General features: G+C 74.2%; 16 protein-coding genes. 10 read left to right on the top strand and 6 right to left on the bottom strand.

The genetic code is table 11. The features are described 5' to 3' along the window. Window positions 1-73: 73 nt before the first annotated feature. Together ACR807_RS36285 and ACR807_RS36280 are read left to right on the top strand one after the other, a co-directional pair. Entirely contained in the window at window positions 74-328 is a 255-nt protein-coding gene (locus ACR807_RS36285; protein ID WP_438926034.1) for a Txe/YoeB family addiction module toxin, read from the top strand. Window positions 329-634: 306 nt separating this feature from the next. Further along, the gene (locus ACR807_RS36280; RefSeq protein ID WP_438926033.1) at window positions 635-1837 is read left to right on the top strand and encodes a mannosyltransferase; all 1203 of its coding nucleotides are present in this window, start codon (window positions 635-637) and stop codon (window positions 1835-1837) included. Here ACR807_RS36280 and ACR807_RS36275 read toward each other — a convergent pair. After that, complete coding sequence (locus ACR807_RS36275) at window positions 1793-2086, bottom strand: 4a-hydroxytetrahydrobiopterin dehydratase (protein WP_438926032.1); 294 nt, start codon at window positions 2084-2086, stop codon at window positions 1793-1795. The genes ACR807_RS36280 and ACR807_RS36275 overlap by 45 nt on opposite strands. Window positions 2087-2223: 137 nt before the next feature. On the opposite strand from ACR807_RS36275, the gene ACR807_RS36270 reads away from it, so the two are divergent. From ACR807_RS36270 to ACR807_RS36260, 3 genes are all read left to right on the top strand, one after another. Continuing rightward, window positions 2224-3258 (top strand): thiamine ABC transporter substrate-binding protein, encoded by a 1035-nt coding sequence (locus ACR807_RS36270; protein WP_438926031.1) that lies wholly within the window; start codon window positions 2224-2226, stop codon window positions 3256-3258. Window positions 3259-3362: 104 nt separating this feature from the next. Continuing rightward, window positions 3363-4910, top strand: coding sequence for an ABC transporter permease (locus ACR807_RS36265; protein ID WP_438926035.1), 1548 nt, complete (start codon window positions 3363-3365; stop codon window positions 4908-4910). Beyond that, a complete protein-coding gene (locus tag ACR807_RS36260) occupies window positions 4910-5881 on the top strand; it encodes an ABC transporter ATP-binding protein (RefSeq protein ID WP_438926030.1) in 972 nt (323 codons plus the stop codon). Before ACR807_RS36265 ends, ACR807_RS36260 begins: the two co-directional genes overlap by 1 nt. Here ACR807_RS36260 and ACR807_RS36255 read toward each other — a convergent pair. Genes ACR807_RS36255 through ACR807_RS36240 form a run of 4 tightly spaced genes read right to left on the bottom strand, consistent with a single transcriptional unit; the run spans window position 5871 to window position 9336 of the window. Then, window positions 5871-6365 (bottom strand): GNAT family N-acetyltransferase, encoded by a 495-nt coding sequence (locus tag ACR807_RS36255; RefSeq protein WP_438926029.1) that lies wholly within the window; start codon window positions 6363-6365, stop codon window positions 5871-5873. The genes ACR807_RS36260 and ACR807_RS36255 overlap by 11 nt on opposite strands. A gap of 15 nt (window positions 6366-6380) precedes the next feature. Next, a complete protein-coding gene (locus tag ACR807_RS36250) occupies window positions 6381-7214 on the bottom strand; it encodes an ABC transporter permease (protein WP_438926028.1) in 834 nt (277 codons plus the stop codon). Next, entirely contained in the window at window positions 7211-8224 is a 1014-nt protein-coding gene (locus ACR807_RS36245; protein ID WP_438926027.1) for an ABC transporter ATP-binding protein, read from the bottom strand. Before ACR807_RS36245 ends, ACR807_RS36250 begins: the two co-directional genes overlap by 4 nt. Further along, complete coding sequence (locus ACR807_RS36240; RefSeq protein WP_438926026.1) at window positions 8221-9336, bottom strand: LolA family protein; 1116 nt, start codon at window positions 9334-9336, stop codon at window positions 8221-8223. Before ACR807_RS36240 ends, ACR807_RS36245 begins: the two co-directional genes overlap by 4 nt. A gap of 141 nt (window positions 9337-9477) precedes the next feature. Here ACR807_RS36240 and ACR807_RS36235 point away from each other — a divergent pair, with 141 nt between their 5' ends. Genes ACR807_RS36235 through ACR807_RS36225 form a run of 3 tightly spaced genes read left to right on the top strand, consistent with a single transcriptional unit; the run spans window position 9478 to window position 12321 of the window. Further along, window positions 9478-10200 carry a response regulator transcription factor gene (locus ACR807_RS36235; protein WP_438926025.1) on the top strand — a complete coding sequence of 241 codons (723 nt, stop codon included), beginning with the start codon at window positions 9478-9480 and terminating at the stop codon, window positions 10198-10200. Then, a complete protein-coding gene (locus ACR807_RS36230) occupies window positions 10197-11480 on the top strand; it encodes a sensor histidine kinase (protein WP_438926024.1) in 1284 nt (427 codons plus the stop codon). The genes ACR807_RS36235 and ACR807_RS36230 overlap by 4 nt, the downstream gene beginning before the upstream one ends. A 16-nt stretch (window positions 11481-11496) precedes the next feature. Continuing rightward, a complete protein-coding gene (locus tag ACR807_RS36225; protein ID WP_438926023.1) occupies window positions 11497-12321 on the top strand; it encodes an NUDIX domain-containing protein in 825 nt (274 codons plus the stop codon). 128 nt (window positions 12322-12449) lie between these two features. Here ACR807_RS36225 and trpS read toward each other — a convergent pair whose 3' ends face one another. After that, the gene (trpS, locus tag ACR807_RS36220) at window positions 12450-13415 is read right to left on the bottom strand and encodes a tryptophan--tRNA ligase (protein WP_438926022.1); all 966 of its coding nucleotides are present in this window, start codon (window positions 13413-13415) and stop codon (window positions 12450-12452) included. A gap of 193 nt (window positions 13416-13608) precedes the next feature. Between trpS and ACR807_RS36215 the strand changes: the two genes are divergently transcribed. Further along, window positions 13609-13902, top strand: coding sequence for a YciI family protein (locus ACR807_RS36215; RefSeq protein WP_438926021.1), 294 nt, complete (start codon window positions 13609-13611; stop codon window positions 13900-13902). 337 nt (window positions 13903-14239) lie between these two features. After that, window positions 14240-16141, top strand: a complete 1902-nt coding sequence (gene typA / locus ACR807_RS36210; protein WP_438926020.1) for a translational GTPase TypA — start codon at window positions 14240-14242, stop codon at window positions 16139-16141. Window positions 16142-16152: the final 11 nt, after the last annotated feature.

Here is a 16152-nt window from a genome sequence, read left to right as displayed (position 1 = left end):
CCCTCGGCGGTGTCGGCCTGTCGACCCGTGGGCTGATCGACCCGGACGCGGCGGACGCGGGAGAGGGAGCCGGGTGAGGCTCGTTTTCGAGGAGCACGGCCGGGAGGACTACACGTCCTGGCTGAAGAACGACCGCAAGGTGCTCGCCCGGATCAACAAGCTCATCGAGGACGTCCTGCGCGACCCCTTCACCGGTATCGGGAAGCCCGAGCCGTTGAAGTACCACCTGGCCGGGGCCTGGTCCAGGCGGATCGACGACGAGCACCGCCTCGTCTACCTGGTCGCGGAGCAGGAGGTCGTCATCCTCGCCGCTCGCTACCACTACTGACCGACCCGACCGACCCGACCGGACGGCCGGACGGCCGGTGGACGACCTCGGGCCGGCCCACCCGACGGTGGACCGGCCCGAGGTACTGTCTGGTGTCGTCAGCGCACCTGGTTGCGGCTGTGGCGCGCGAGGGCGAAGACGCCCCCGGCCGTGGCCAGCATGCCCAGGGCGGAGACGGTGAACACGACGATGTCGGCGGTCATTGCTAATCCCCTTGCGGTATTGATCTCCCACTCGTCTTGACGTCCGGGTACCCCGGTTCGTGGCCCGTCAGTCGTGCAATTCACACGATCGTGGAGGTAGAGGGTGGGACTGCGTGCACTGGAGGGCCGTGTGCTCGCCTTCGCGTCGTGGGTGTTCGGGCTGTCCGTCCTCGGCCACCTGGCCATGGTCGCCCTCCAGGCGAAGATGACCATGGTCGACCTCATGGTCTACCGCAACGCCTCGCCCGAGCTGTTCACCGGCCGGCTCTACGAGTGGCGGCTGGAGGAGTTCTCCGACCAGTTCGCCCTGCCGTTCACCTACCCGCCGTTCTCGGCGATCGTGTTCGTGCCGCTGTCCTGGGTCTCCTGGGGCGCGGCCCGCTGGTCCTGGCAGCTCCTCTGCCTGGCCTGCCTCTGGTACCTGACCAAGAAGTCGCTGCACCTGGCCGGCAGCAACGACCCGCGCCGCGCGCTGCTGTGGACCGGCCTGTTCGTCTGGGTCGAGCCGGTGCGCACGACGCTGAACTACGGGCAGGTCAACCTGGTGCTGGCCGCCCTGCTGATCGGGACGCTGGTCAGCGCCCGCGCCTGGAAGCAGGGCGCGGGCGTCGGGATCGCGGCCGGGTTGAAGCTCACGCCCGCCATCTCCGGGCTCTACTTCCTCGTCACGAAGCAGTACAAGGCGGCGGTCTGGTCGGTGGTGGCGTTCGCGGGCACGGTCGGCCTCGCGTGGGTCGTCTCGCCCCGCCTGTCGGCCGAGTACTGGTTCCACCTGCTCGGCGACGCCACGCGCGTCGGCCCGGTCGGGTCGGCGATCAACCAGTCGCTGCGCGGTGCGCTGAGCCGCACGCTCGGGTACGACATCCAGACCGGCCCGGTCTTCCTCGCGGCCGTGGCGGTGTCGGCGGTGCTGGCCGGGTTCGCGCTGCACGCCGCCGTGAAGGCGAAGGACACCCTGGCGATGGTCGTCGCGGTGCAGTTCCTCGGCCTGCTGGTGTCGCCGATCTCGTGGAGCCACCACTGGGTGTGGGCGGTGCCCGCCCTGATGTGGCTGGTGTACCGGGCGCACCACGTGCTGGCGAGCGTGACGGCGGTCGCCTGGGTGCTGGCGATCGGCAGCTACCTGATCTCGTTCCTGCTCAACGCCCAGCCGTCGATCTGGGTGATCCCGCGCCCCTGGTACTACTCGGCGCTGGGCTGGGTGTACCCGGCGGTGGGCGTGCTGACGCTGGTCACGATCGCCGTGGTGCTCCGGGAGCGGTCACCCGAGCGCGTCGAGGACCCCGTCGATCTCCTCCGCCAGTGACACGTCGCGGGCGGTGATCCCGTCGCGCACGTGCGTCCAGCAGCGGAACGTGAGCGTGCGCCAGTGGATCTCCACGTCCGGGTGGTGGTCCACCCGCTCGGCGACCTCCGCCACCCGGTTCACCGCCTCGATCGCCCGGGGGAAGCTCTCCAGCTCCACGACCCGCACCAGCGCCTTGTCCCGCGCACTCCACGAGGGCAGCGAGACCAGCGCGGCGGTCACCTGGTCGTCGGTCAGCAGTTCGGCCATGCACCCGATCGTGCCACCGCTCGGGGTAGGCTGCGCGTTCGCCACGGGAGTCCGGTGCTGCGCCGGGCTGAGAGGAAGGCGCGCGAGCCTTCGACCGTCCACACCTGATCCGGGTCATGCCGGTGTAGGGAGAGATGATGTTCCGACGCGCACTGTCCGCCGCGACCGCGTTCGCGCTGCTCACCGGCTGTTCGGTGACCACCAGCCAGTCGCCCGCCGACCAGGACCGGTCGGTGACCCTGGTCACGCACGACTCGTTCGCGCTGTCGCAGGAGCTGCTGGACAGGTTCAAGACGGACACCGGCATCACCATCAAGCCGTTGGCCAGCGGTGACGCCGGCGAGGTCACCAACAAGCTGGTGCTCACCAAGGGCAACCCGATCGGCGACGTCGCGTTCGGCGTCGACTCGACCTTCGCGTCCCGCGCGCTGCGCGAGGGCGTCTTCGCCGAGTACGCGAGCCCCGAGGCCGACAAGGGCGCCCAGCGCTACCAGCTCGACCCGCCGAACCGGCTGCACGCCGTGGACGTCGGCGACGTGTGCCTCAACGTCGACGTCGCCGCGCTCAAGGACGTCGGCGAGCCCACCCAGCTCGCCCAGCTGGCCGACCCGAAGTACCGGGACATGCTGGTCGTGGAGGACCCGGCCACCTCGTCGCCGGGGCTCGCGTTCCTGCTGGGCACGATCGCCACGTTCGGCGAGGGCAACTGGCAGAACTACTGGGCCCAGCTCAAGGCCAACGGCGTCAAGGTGGTCAGCGGCTGGGAGGAGGCGTACACGCAGGACTTCTCCGGCTCCAGCGGCAAGGGCCCCCGGCCGATCGTGGTGTCCTACGCGTCCTCGCCGTCGGCGGAGGTCGGCGACGACGGGCAGCCGCGCACCAGGGCGCTGCTCGACACCTGCTACCGGCAGGTGGAGTACGCGGGTGTGCTCGACGGCGCGGAGAACCCGGCCGACGCGGCGCGGGTCGTCGACTTCCTGCTGTCCGAGGCCGTGCAGGCCGACGTGCCGGGCCAGATGTACGTGTACCCGTCGCGCGAGGGCGTGGCGCTGCCCGAGGCGTGGGCGAAGGCCGCCCCGCTGCCGGCGTCGTCGCGCTCGCTGCCCGCCGACGAGGTGGACGCCAACCGGGAGCGGTGGGTGCAGGAGTGGCGCACCATCGTGCAGGGCTGAGGCCCCCCGCACCCGGCAGGCCCCCCGCACCCGGCAGGTCCCCGGTCCCCGGCAGTCCCTCGGCGCCCGGCAGGTCCCCGGTCCTCGGCTGGTCGCTGGCCGCGCTGGTGCCGCTGGCGTTCCTGGGCGTGTTCTTCGCCTGGCCGGTCGCGGCGATCGTGGGCCTCGGTTTCGGCGAGGGCGGCGTCCCGCGGGTCCTCGGTGCCGGCGCGACGTGGGAACTGGTCGGGTTCACCCTCGGCCAGGCCGCCGCCGCGACGGTGTTCGCGCTGGTCGCGGGCCTGCCGGTGGCGTTCGTGCTGGCCCGCTGCCGGGTGCGCGGCACGGGGGTGGTGCGGGCGGCGGTGATGGTGCCGTTCGTGCTGCCGACCGTGGTGGTCGGCCTGGCGTTCCGGGCGCTGTGGCCGGACGGCGGCGTGCTGCCGATCGTGCTGGCCAACGCGTTCTTCAACGTCGCCGTGGTCGCCCGCACGGTCGGCGGCCTGTGGGCGCGGCTGGACCGGCGGGCGGAGGACGCGGCACGGGCGCTCGGCGCGTCGCGCGCCCGCGCCTTCACCGCCGTGGTGCTGCCCGCCCTGGCCCCGGCGGTCGGGTCGGCCGCGTCGGTGGTGTTCCTGTTCTGCGCCACCAGCTTCGGCGTCGTGCTGGTGCTCGGCGGCGCGCGCCACCGCACCCTGGAGACCGAGATCTACCTGCGCACGGTCGAGCTGTTCGACCTGTCCGGCGCGGCGGCGCTGTCGCTGCTCCAGTTCGCCGCCGTGGTCGCGGTCCTGCTGCTGGGCGGCGCGGCCCGGCGCCGCCGGGAACGGGGGATGCCGCTGCGCGTCGAACCGCCGCGCCGCCCCACCGGCGGCGAGTGGGGCGTGGTCGCGGCGGCGTGGCTGGTGGTGGCGCTGCTGCTGACGCCCGTCGTGGGCCTGCTGGTGCGGTCGCTGGCCACCCGCGACGGCTGGAGCCTCGCCGGGTACCGGGCGCTGGCGGGCACGGGGGAGCGGGGCACGCTCGCCGTCACCGGCCTCGACGCGGCGCTGAACTCGGTGCGCGTGGCGACCGACGCGACGCTGGTGGCGCTGGCCGTGGGCGTGCTGTCGGCGGTGGTCCTGGTGGGGCTGCGGCGGCACGGGTCGTGGTTCGCCGAGACCCTGGACACGGCGCTGATGCTGCCGCTGGGCGTGTCCGCGGTGACCGTCGGCTTCGGCTACCTGATCACGATAGACGCCCTGCCGGGCGACTTCCGCACCTCGCCGCTGCTCGTGCCGCTCGCGCAGGCGCTGGTGGTGACGCCGCTGGTGGTGCGGATCGTGCTGCCCGTGCTGCGGGCGGTGGACGAGCGGCTGCGGCAGGCGGCGGCGACGCTGGGCGCGAGCCCGTGGCGGGTGTGGCGCGAGGTGGACCTGCCGCTGGCGTCGCGGTCGCTGGTCGCGGCGGCCGGCTTCGGGTTCGTGGTGGCGCTGGGCGAGTTCGGCGCGACGAGCTTCCTGGCCCGCCCGGACGCGCCGACGCTGCCCGTGGTCATCGCGCGGCTGATGTCGCGGCCGGGGCAGCTCAACAGCCAGATGGCGTACGCGGCGTGCGCGCTGCTGATGGTGGTGACCGCGCTGGCCGTGCTCGCGATCGAACGGCTGCGCGTGCCGAGCGGTGGGGAGTTCTGATGGCGTTGCGGGTGGCCGGCCTGACCGTGCGGTACGGGGACGTGACCGCGGTGTCCGGGGTGGACCTGGACGTCGCCGACGGCGAGGTGGTGGCGCTGCTCGGGCCGTCCGGGTGCGGCAAGTCGACGCTGCTGCGGACCGTGGCCGGGCTGGAGCCGCCGAGCGGCGGCACCGTGTCGTGGGACGGCGCGGACCTGGCCGGCACGCCCGTGCACCGGCGCGGCTTCGGCCTGGTGTTCCAGGACGGCCAGCTGTTCCCGCACCGGGACGTGGCGGGCAACGTGGGGTTCGGGCTCCGCGTGCGCGGCGTGGCGCGGGGCGCGCGGGACGAGCGGGTCGACGCGCTGCTGGAGCTGGTCGGCCTGGCCGGCTACCGGCGGCGGCGGGTCACCGAGCTGTCCGGCGGCGAGCAGCAGCGGGTCGCCCTGGCGCGGGCGCTGGCGCCCCGGCCCAGGCTGCTGCTGCTCGACGAGCCGCTGTCCGCGCTGGACCGGGCGCTGCGCGAGCAGCTGGCGGTGGACCTGGCGCGGCTGCTGCGGGAGGCCGGCGCGACCGCGCTGGTCGTGACGCACGACCACGACGAGGCGTTCACCCTGGCCGACCGGGTCGCGGTGATGCGGGCGGGCCGGATCACGCAGGTGGGTGCCCCGGCCGAGGTGTGGCGGCACCCCGCCGACGTCGACACGGCCCGCTTCCTGGGCTGCGGGAAGGTGCTGGACCCGGGGGCCGCGCGCGAGCTGGTGGGCGTGGACGCGCGGGTCGGGCTGCGGTCCACCGCGCTGCGCGTCACCCCGGACGGGCCGCTGGCCGCCGACGTGCTGGAGCGCGTGCACCGGCGCGACCACGTGCGGCTGCTGGTCTCCGTGCGCGGGGAGGAGTTCGAGGCGGTCGCCCCGGTCGCCGGGCCCCCGTCGCCCGGCGACCGGGTGCGCCTCGCCGTGGACCACGACGGGATCGCCCTCATCGGGTGAGCTCGTACTCCACGTCGCCGTGCTCCGAGCCCTCGATCGGGACGGGCCACACCTCGTGGAACGTCCGCACGTACCGCAGCCCGGCCTTCTCCAGCACCCGCCGCGACCCGGTGTTGACCGCCATCGCGGTCGCGGTGATCCGGCGCAGCCCGGACGCGAGGCCGTGCGCCACCAGCGCCCGCGCGCCCTCGGTGGCGTACCCGCGGCCCCAGTGGTCGGGGTGCAGCCGGTAGCCCAGCTCCGCCACGCCGTCGCCCGCCGGGCTCAGCTCGAACCAGCCGACGAACCCGCCGGTCGCCTTCAGGTGCGCCGCCCACCAGCCCCCGGCGAGCAGCCTCGGCATGACCTCGGCCTCCACGCGCGGGCGCGGCACCGGCCTGCCGTCCTCGACGTACCGCATGACGCGCGGCTCGCCGAGCAGCCGGGACACGTCGTCCACATCGGACCCGACGAACGCGCGCAACGCCAACCGCTCCGTCTCCACGGGCGCCAGTAGAACCTAGTTGTCCTTCGTCGCCAACCGCATTGCCGCCAGCGACAGGCCGATCAGGACGAAGCACCCGGCCAGCGCCGTGCTGTGCCACAGCCCCTCGGTCGGCAGCGGGTCGCGCACGACGTCCACCAGGCCGTCCCACGCCGACGTGAGCAGGTACGGCTGCAACCAGTCCAGCGAGTCGAACACGCCCAGCACCGCGGACACGATGACGCCCGCCATGGTCGCGGCCATCACCACCAGCGGGTGCTCGGTGCACGCCGAGATCGCCAGCGCGATCGCCGCCACCCCCCACACCTGCACGGTGACCAGCAGCACGGTCAGCGCGATCCGCCCGAGCGCCGCGCCGAACGACAGCGTCGACCCGGACAGCGTCAGCATCCCGCCGCCGCCGAACAGGACCACGCCCACCACCGCACCGACCACCGCGATCAGGGTGACCGCGACCAGCGTCATGGTGGCCACGCCGAACGCCTTGACCCCCAGCAGCCGCATCCGGCCCACCGGCGAGATCATCAGGCCGCGCAGCGTGCCGTGCTGGGCCTCGCCGGCCAGGCCGTCGGCCGCCCAGATCGCGCCCACCAGCGGCAGCAGCAGCGGCAGCGCCAGGAACAGCGTGAACACCGGCAGCACCAGGCCGTTGCCGGCGATGATCGCGGCCAGGCCCGGCCCGGCGGGACCCTCGCCGTCGACGGCGAACCACAGGCCGACACCCGCCAGCACCGGCACCAGGCACAGGCACGCCAACCCGATCAGGGTGCGGGGCCTGCGGACGATCCAGCGCAGCTCCGAGCGCAGCTGCCTGCCCAGCGGCGCGCGCGTGACGACCAGCGCGCTCATCGCGCACCCTCCTCGATCGTGTCCACCGCGGACAGGTTGTGCTCGGACTCCTCGGCCTCGGTCAGCCGCGCGAACAGGTCTTCCAACCCCGTCCGGTGCCGCCGCGCCTCGTGCACCGCCACACCGGCCTTGACCAGCGCCTCCAGCACCGCGGGCGCGGTCGTGCCGATCAGCTCCACCCGCACGCCGTCGTCCGCGGGCCGGGCCGAGATGCGGCCGTTGCGCAGCGCGTTCAGCGCCGCGTCCACGTCCGGCGTGGTCACCAGCAGCGCGTTGCCGTCCGCCCGCAGCAGCTCGCCCAGCTCGCCCTGCGCCACCACCGCGCCGCGGTGCAGCACGGCGACGTGCGTGCAGATCGCCTCGATCTCCGACAGCAGGTGCGACGACACCACGACCGTGCTGCCCGCCCCGTGCAGGTCGGCGATCACCCGGCGCACCTCGCGGGTGCCCGCCGGGTCCAGGCCGTTCGTCGGCTCGTCCAGCACGATCAGCTGCCGCTTCACCAGCAGCGCCCCGGCCAGGCCCAGGCGCTGCTTCATGCCCAGCGAGTAGCCGCGGTAGCGGCGGTGCGCGGCGGCGGCCAGGCCCACCCGCTCCAGCGCGTCCTCCACGGCCCGCTTCACGTCGCCCGTCGCGAGCAGCGGCTCGAAGGCCGCCGCCCGCAGCAGGTTCTCCCGCCCCGACAGGAACGGGTGGAACCCCGGACCCTCGACCAGCGCGCCGACGTGCGGCAGCGCCGCCGCCGCCCCGTCCGGCAGCGCCTCGCCCAGCAGCTCGACCTCCCCCTCGGTCGGCCGCACCAGCCCGAGCATCATGCGGATCGTGGTGGTCTTGCCCGACCCGTTCGGGCCGAGCATCCCGAGCACCGCCCCCCGCGGCACGTCGAGGTCCACCCGGTCCACCGCGACGGTCCGGCCGTACACCTTGCGCAGCCCCCGCGTCCGGGCCGCGAGGACCGGGGTGGAGCCGGCCGTGGCCGACTCCACCCGCGCGCTGGTCGAGGTGGTCACTTGACCTGGCCGATCGCGTCCAGCAGCACCTGCTCGGGCACCGCGCCCGCCGCCACCCGGCCGTCGTCGGCGATCAGCACGCCGCCCACCCGGGTGGTGATCAGCGTGCCGGACCCCCACGTGCCGCCGACCTCCTTGCCCAGCTGCTCCAGCAGGCCCTGCACGTCGACGTCCCCGGCACCGGGCCGGCCCTCGAAGCCGCGGTCGCGCCGGTCACCGGACGGCTCCTGCCGCTCGAACGCCGCCAGCGCCCCCCCGGGCACCCGCGCGCCCAGCACGACGTCCCAGCCCTCGCCGATCACCTGCGGGTTCGCCTCGGCGAGCGCCTGCTCGGCCGCCGCCCGGTCGTGCCCGGACGGCCCCTCGGGCTTCGCCTCGGTCACCGTCGCCCCGGCGGGCGGCGTGAACGAGAACAGCGCCGCGTCCTGCGGGCCGACGTTCAGCTCGGAGAACCCGATCTGCACGGCGGGCGCGTTCGTGCCGTTCGTCAGCACGGCCACCCGCAGCGGCACCCGCAGCTCCGAGTCCACCGCCACGCGGACCTCGCGCAGGACCGTCTTCTCCGTCGGCTTCGGCGACAGCACCAGCTCGTACACCGGGCGGTTCGCCACCCGGGCGGTGCCGTCGACGGTGACGTCGCTGAACTCCCGCAGCCGCGTCACGACCTCGCGCGCCACCGCCACCGGGTCGGCCGCCGCGGCCTCCTGCGGCGGCGCCGCGCCGTGCGGGAACTTGTTCACCGCCTGCTCGGCCGAGTTCCACAGCCACCCGGTCGTGCCGTCGTCGACGAACGTCCGCTCCGAGTTCCCGGCGGGCAGCTGGGCCCGCACCCGGCCCGCGCCGTCGCTCCACAGCCGCACCGCGCTGTCGCCGTCGGACAGCTGCGGCACACCCGGGACGGCCGGGACGCCCAGGTCGTTGGAGACCTCCACGGTGCCGCCGAACGCGGCGGGCCCCGCCGTGACCACGGACTCGACGAGCGCCTCGGCGCCCACCTCCGGCAGCACCGGGGCCTGACCGGCGCCGGCGGGCATCGCCAGCACCCCCAACCCGGCGACGCCGGCGACCACGCCGACCGCCGCGGCGACGACCGTCACCCTCCTGCGGTTCATGTGATCCCTCCTCCTGCCGGGCAGCCCCTTGCGGCCCGACACCCCGGACACTCCTCCGACCGTCCTGAGACGGCGCTGAGAGGCTGAGACGGTGCTGAGAGCCGCACGACGATCGTCCCACCGAACGGGCATGCTGTGGGCGTGAGACCACGGGTGCTGGTAGTGGACGACGAGGTCGGCGTGCGGCGCGCGCTGGAGCGCGGCCTGTCCGCGGAGGGCATGGAGGTCGTCACCGCCGCCGACGGCCCCAACGCGCTGCGGGTCGCGCTGACCGGCGCGTTCGACGTGGTGCTGCTCGACATCATGCTGCCCGGCCTGTCCGGCTACCGGGTGCTCCAGCGGATGCGCGCCGAGGGCGTGCGCACCCCCGTGCTGATGGTGTCGGCGAAGGACGGCGAGGTCGACCAGGCCGACGGCCTCGACCTCGGCGCCGACGGCTACCTGGTCAAACCGTTCTCGTTCGTGGTGCTCGTCGCCCAGGTCCGGGCGCTGCTGCGGCGCAACGACGCCGACCTGGCGCGGCGCCGGCTCACGCTCGGCGACCTCGTCGTGGACCGCGCCGTGCGCGAGGTCCGGTGGGCCGGCGAGCACGTCGCCCTGTCGCCGCGCGAGTACGCCGTGCTCGACGTGCTCGCCGGCCGCGCCGGGTCCGTCGTCACCAAGGACGAGCTGCTGCGCACCGTGTGGGGCGACGAGCAGGCCGCCACCCGCAACGCCGTCGAGGTCTACGTCGGCTACCTGCGGCGCAAGCTCGACGCGATGGGCGCGGGCGAGGTCGTGCGCACCGTGCGCGGCCACGGCTACCTGGCGTCCACGCCCGACCTGGACGCCGCCCTCGGCTCGGCGGCCAGCAGGCGCAGGTGAGCCCGCGCCGCTGGTGGCCGCGCCGGTGGTGGCTGCGGCGCACGCTGCGGTTCCGGATCACCGTCGTCGCCACCGGCGTCGCCCTGCTGTGCCTGCTCGCGTTCACCCTCCTCGCCCCGCGCCTCATCGGGATGGTGCAGGTCAGCGCGGTCGACGCGGAGCTGGCGAAGACGGCGCACGTGCGCGTGCTCGACACCGCCGGCAACCCGCTCGACGGCGGGCCGCCCACCGGCCTCACCCCGGCCGACGTCCGCCTGCTCAAGTCCGGCGAACCCGTGCTGCGGCTCGACGGCGCCGGCGCCCACCGCTGGGTCGGGCGCGTCGAGTTCGCCCCCGACGGCACGCCCCGCCTGCACGTCGCGGGCGACACGCTCGTCGGCTACCAGGCCGCCAACCGGCTCGGCACCCGCTGGCTGCTGCTCGCCGCCGTCCTCGTCGCCGGGCTCGTCGGCATCGCCACGTGGTTCGCCGTGCGCTCCTCCCTGCGGCCCGTCGAGCGGATGAGGACCGCCGCCGGCGAGCTGCCGCGCGGCCAGCGCCTGCCCGTGCCCGCCGCCCGCGACGAGCTGCAGGCGCTCGCCGTGGCCCTCAACGGGCTCCTCGCCCGCCGCGACGAGGCCACCGAACGGCTGCGCCGGTTCACCGGCGACGCCGCCCACGAGCTGCGCTCCCCGGTCACGTCCGTGCGCGCCCAGGCCGAGGTCGCCGTCGCCCACCCCGACCCGGACTTCTCCATCGAGGTCCTCGAATCCGTCGTCGAGGAGTCCATCCGGCTGTCCGAGCTGGTCGACGCCCTGCTCATCCTCGCCCGCGCGGACACCGGCGAACTGCCCCGCGCCGAACCCGTCGACCTCGTGCTCCAGGTCCAGGCCGCCGTCGACCGCCTCGGCGACACCGACCTGCTGGTGCAGGTCGCGGCGCCCATGAGCGCCTGCATGATCCCCGCCGCCCGCACCGAGGTCGAGCTGGTCGTCGACAACCTGCTGCGCAACGCCGCCCGGCACGCCCGCACGTTCATCCGCCTGTCCGTGCTGCCCGCCGCCCGCGACGTCCGCCTCGTCGTGGACGACGACGGCCAGGGCATCCCCGAGGAGCACCGCGAGAAGGTCTTCGACCGGTTCTACCGCGTCGAGTCCGACCGGGGCCGCGCCACCGGCGGCTTCGGCCTCGGCCTGGCCCTGGTCGCCCACCTCGTGCGCCGCCGCCGCGGCACCGTCCGGGCCGGCGAGTCGCCCGAGGGCGGCGCCCGCCTGGAGGTGCGCTGGCCGGCCTACCGGTGATGGCAGGATCTCGCCCGTGCCCGAGCTGAGGACCACCACGCTGGTCGACGCGCCCCCGCGCACGGTGGCCGCGGCCCTGCTGGACGCCGGGGTGCTGACCCGCGCCGTCCGCGGCCTCGGCGTGCGCGTCACCGCGCCGTCCCCCCTGTACGAGGGCGCCACCCTCACCGCCGCCGTCGGCCGCCTCACCGGCACCCTGCGCGTCACCCGCGCCGACACCACCGGCCTGTCCGCCGAACTCGTCGGCGGCCCCCTGCCCCGCCTCGCCCTCGCCACCGACCTGCGCCACACCGGCGGCGGCACCGTCGTCGTCGACCGCGTCGAGTGGACCAGCCCCGGCGGCGCCGTCGGGCGGCTCGCCGACGTCGTGGTCGGCCGCGGCCTGGCCCTGAAGGTCCTCGAAGCCCGCGCCGGCGCCGTGACCCGCCGTTCCCGCGAACTGCTCGCCGCCCGCGTGGTCGTCGCCGCCGCCGTCGTCCACGACGGCCTCCTGCTCGCCCAGCAGCGCGCCTACCCGGCCGACGCCGCGGGCCGCTGGGAGCTGCCCGGCGGGCGCGTCGAACCCGGCGAACCCGACCGCGCCGCCGTCGCCCGCGAGTGCGCCGAGGAACTGGGCGTCACCGTCGAGGCCGCCGACCAGGTGGGCCCCGACGTGCCGCTGCGCGCCGACCTCGTCCTCCGCGCCTACGCCGCCCGCCTCGTCACCGGCACCCCGCACCCGGTGGAGCACCGCGCCGTCCGCTGGCTGGCCCCCGCCGACCTGGCCACCCTCGACTGGCTCCCCGCCGACCGAGCCCTCCTCCCCGCCCTCCACCCCCTCCTCCCGCGAGTCATGCGCTAGCGACCCGCGAGTCATGCGCTCACGACCCCTGTGTCATGCGCTCGTGCCTGACGGTGTTCGGCATGAGCGTCGGACACGAGGGTCGCGAGCGCATGACTCGCGGGTCGTGAACGTAGGACTCGCGGGGGTCAGCCGAGGCCGGAGACGCGCAGGGCGGCGTCCAGGCGGTGGCGGGAGCGCTCACGGGAGCGCTCCGCGCCGTGCTGCCGCACCCGGTCCAGCTCGGCCGGGTCGTCCAGCAGCTCCCGCGTCCGCTCCCGCACCGGCCGCAGCTCCTCCACCACGGCCTCCGCAGTGACCTCCTTCAGCTCGGCGTAGTCCTTGATCGACCCCGCCAGCTCCTCCGGCTCCTTGCGCGTGCACGCCGCCAGGACCTCCAGCAGGTTCGCCACGCCCGGCTGCTCCTCCGGCGCGTAGCGCACCTCGGCCAGGTCGTCCGTCACCGCCCGCCGCACCTTCCGGCGCACCAGGTCCGGGGAGTCCAGCAGGAACACCGTGCCCGCCGCGTCCTGCGCCGACTTCGCCATCTTCCGCGTCGGGTCGGCCAGGTCGCGCACCCGCGCCGCGGTCGGCGGCACGACCGCCTTCGGCATCACGAACACCTCGCCGTACGTGCCGTTGAACCGCCGCGCCAACGCCCGCGCCAGCTCCACGTGCTGCCGCTGGTCGTCACCCACCGGCACCTCCCGCGCGCCCTGGAGCAGGATGTCCGCCGCCATCAGCACCGGGTACGTGAGCAGGCTCAACCGCACCGACGACCGGCCCTTCGACTTCTCCTTGAACTGGACCATCCGCGCCGCCTCGCCGTACGTGCAGGTGCACTCCAGCACCCACGTCAGCGCGCCCAGCTCGCGCACCAGGTCCGACTGCACCGACACCGAGCGCGGGTCCACCCCGGCGGCGACCAGCACCGCCAGTTGCTCCCTGGTCAGCGAGCGCAATCGCGACGGGTTGTGCGACGTCGTCATCGCGTGCAGGTCGCTGATGAAGTACACGTCCTCGTCGGTGCCCTCGGCGGCCCACCGGCGGATGGCGCCCAGGTAGTTGCCCAGCTGGACGGGACCGGACGGGGTGATCGCGGACATCCTGGTCATCGTTCTTCCCTTCGGGTGGGCCCACCGCGAGAGACCCCCCGAACGCGCGAAGGCCGCCCCAGCGGGCGGCCTGCGTTCGTGTGACGCGCAGTTCTCAGGGCCGCCGGAAGGCGGACCACCAGAACGTGTGAGAAGCGCGCATGCCGCGATCGTAGCGTGTTGCCCCCACGTCTCGCGGGTCTACATTTCTCCTATGTACGTCGTGCTGCTGGAGTACACCGCACCGGTCGACGAGGTCGACCTCGCCCTCCCGGACCACGTCAAGTGGGTGGAGGAGCAGTACGAGGCCGGGCACTTCCTGGCTTCGGGGCGCCAGGTGCCCCGCGTCGGCGGCGTGGTCCTCGTCCGGCCGATGCCCCGCGAGGACCTCGACGCCCTGCTCGCGACGGACCCGTTCGCGACCCGTGAACTCGTCGCCTACCGGGTCGTCGAGTTCGTGGCCACCCGCACCGCGCCCGAGTTGGCGGCGCTCACCGAGACGGCCTGACCGGGACCGGGGCCAGGACCGGGACCGGGGCGGCCGGGACGCACCGGGGGGTGGGGCGGTCAGCCGCCCTTGCCCTTGTTCTTCTTCATCGCCAGGACCGGGCACCGCTTGCAGCGGGGCGTGGACCGGCAGCACTTCTTCTTCACCTTCTTGCCCACGTCGGCGCCACCTCCTGTCGATCAGGCTAGGCGACACGACCGGGTGAGGCTGACCTCACCAACGGCCCTGTGTGGTAATGACGCCGGGACCGGTAGACTGATGGAGGCTGCGCGCGTGCTCCTGCTAACTGTCCGGCGCCCGGCCCTCCCTCGCTCTACCTCAGCTCTAGGAGTTCCGCGTGCCCACGGCCACCGCGTCGATCAAGGAAACGCTGGTCCGCAACGACCTGCGCAACGTGGCGATCGTCGCGCACGTTGACCACGGCAAGACCACCCTGGTCGACGCCATGCTCCGCCAGTCAGGTGCCTTCTCCGCACGCGCCGAGCTCGTCGACCGGGTCATGGACTCGGGCGAGCTGGAGCGCGAGAAGGGCATCACCATCCTCGCCAAGAACACGGCCGTCCGCCGGCACACGCCCGACGGGGACGTCACCATCAACGTGGTCGACACCCCCGGTCACGCCGACTTCGGCGGCGAGGTCGAGCGCGGCCTGTCCATGGTCGACGGCGTCGTGCTGCTGGTCGACGCCTCCGAGGGCCCGCTGCCGCAGACCCGGTTCGTGCTGCGCAAGACGCTGGCCGCCGGCCTGCCCGTCATCCTCGTGGTGAACAAGGTCGACCGCCCCGACGCCCGCATCTCCGAGGTCGTCGAGGAAGCCCACGACCTGCTGCTCGACCTGGCCACCGAGGTCGGCGCCGACGACTCCGTGCTCGACCTGCCGGTCGTCTACGCCTCCGCCCGCGCCGGTCGCGCCTCCCTCACCCAGCCCGCCGACGGCGGCCTGCCGGAGGAGGAGAACCTCGACTCGCTGTTCGAGGTCCTGCTCAACCACATCCCCGCGCCCACCGGCGACGCCGACGCCCCGCTGCGCGCCCTGGTCACGAACCTCGACGCGTCGACGTTCCTCGGCCGCATCGCGCTGTGCCGCATCGCCGCCGGCCGCATCCGCAAGGGCGAGACCGTCTCGTGGTGCCGCGAGGACGGCACCGTGCAGAAGGTCCGCATCACCGAGCTGCTGATCACGGAGGCGCTCGACCGCGTCCCCGCCGAGGAGGCCCGCGCCGGCGACCTGGTCGCCATCGCCGGCATCCCGGAGATCACCATCGGCGACACCCTCGCCGACGTCGAGAACCCGGAGCCGCTGCCCCGGATCACCGTCGACGAGCCCGCCATCTCCATGACCATCGGCGTCAACACCTCGCCGCTGGCCGGCCGCAACGGCGGCACCAAGCTCACCGCCCGCGTGCTCAAGGCCCGCCTCGACTCGGAGCTGGTCGGCAACGTGTCCGTCCGCGTGCTGCCGACCGAGCGCCCCGACACCTGGGAGGTCCAGGGCCGCGGCGAGCTGGCGCTGGCCATCCTGGTCGAGCAGATGAAGCGCGAGGGCTTCGAGCTGACCGTCGGCAAGCCGCAGGTGGTGACCAAGACGGTCGACGGCAAGCTGCACGAGCCGTTCGAGCGCCTCACCATCGACGCGCCGGAGGAGCACCTGGGCGCCATCACCCAGCTGCTCGCCAACCGCAAGGGCCGGATGGAGAACATGTCCGGCCACGGCAGCGGGCGCATCAAGCTCGACTACGTCGTCCCGTCGCGCGGCCTCATCGGCTTCCGCACGGAGTTCCTGACCGAGACGCGCGGCACCGGCATCGCCAACGCGGTGTCCGAGGGCTACGGCCCGTGGGCCGGCGAGATCCGGACCAGGCACAACGGCTCCCTGGTCGCCGACCGGTCCGGGTCCATCACGGCGTACGCGATGATCCAGCTGGCCGACCGGGGCACGTTCTTCGTCGAGCCGGGCGCCGACGCGTACGAGGGCATGGTCGTCGGCGAGAACCCGCGCGCCGAGGACCTCGACGTCAACGTGTGCCGCGAGAAGAAGCTGACGAACATGCGCACGTCGACGGCGGACGTGATGGAGACCCTCGCCCGGCCGCGCAAGCTGTCGCTGGAGGAGGCGCTGGAGTTCTGCGCGGCGGACGAGTGCGTCGAGGTCGCGCCGGAGGTCGTGCGGGTCCGCAAGGTGATCCTGGACGCCAACCAGCGCGGTCGCGAGCGCAACCGCGCCAAGCTGCGCGGCTGACCGACCCTCTC

This window comes from Saccharothrix sabaoui (assembly GCF_051756985.1).
In the GTDB taxonomy this organism is placed as follows: Bacteria; Actinomycetota; Actinomycetes; order Mycobacteriales; family Pseudonocardiaceae; genus Actinosynnema.
Note: the sequence above shows the minus strand (reverse complement) of the source record. Positions and strands in the feature narration are given on the sequence as shown.

Coding starts and splice junctions, on each gene's coding strand:
- ACR807_RS36250 (WP_438926028.1), bottom strand. CDS start 7,214: ATGAGCGCGCTGGTCGTCACGCGCGCGCCGCTGGGCAGGCAGCTGCGC.
- ACR807_RS36240 (WP_438926026.1), bottom strand. CDS start 9,336: ATGAACCGCAGGAGGGTGACGGTCGTCGCCGCGGCGGTCGGCGTGGTC.
- trpS (WP_438926022.1), bottom strand. CDS start 13,415: ATGACCAGGATGTCCGCGATCACCCCGTCCGGTCCCGTCCAGCTGGGC.
- ACR807_RS36215 (WP_438926021.1), top strand. CDS start 13,609: ATGTACGTCGTGCTGCTGGAGTACACCGCACCGGTCGACGAGGTCGAC.
- ACR807_RS36270 (WP_438926031.1), top strand. CDS start 2,224: ATGTTCCGACGCGCACTGTCCGCCGCGACCGCGTTCGCGCTGCTCACC.
- ACR807_RS36275 (WP_438926032.1), bottom strand. CDS start 2,086: ATGGCCGAACTGCTGACCGACGACCAGGTGACCGCCGCGCTGGTCTCG.
- ACR807_RS36260 (WP_438926030.1), top strand. CDS start 4,910: ATGGCGTTGCGGGTGGCCGGCCTGACCGTGCGGTACGGGGACGTGACC.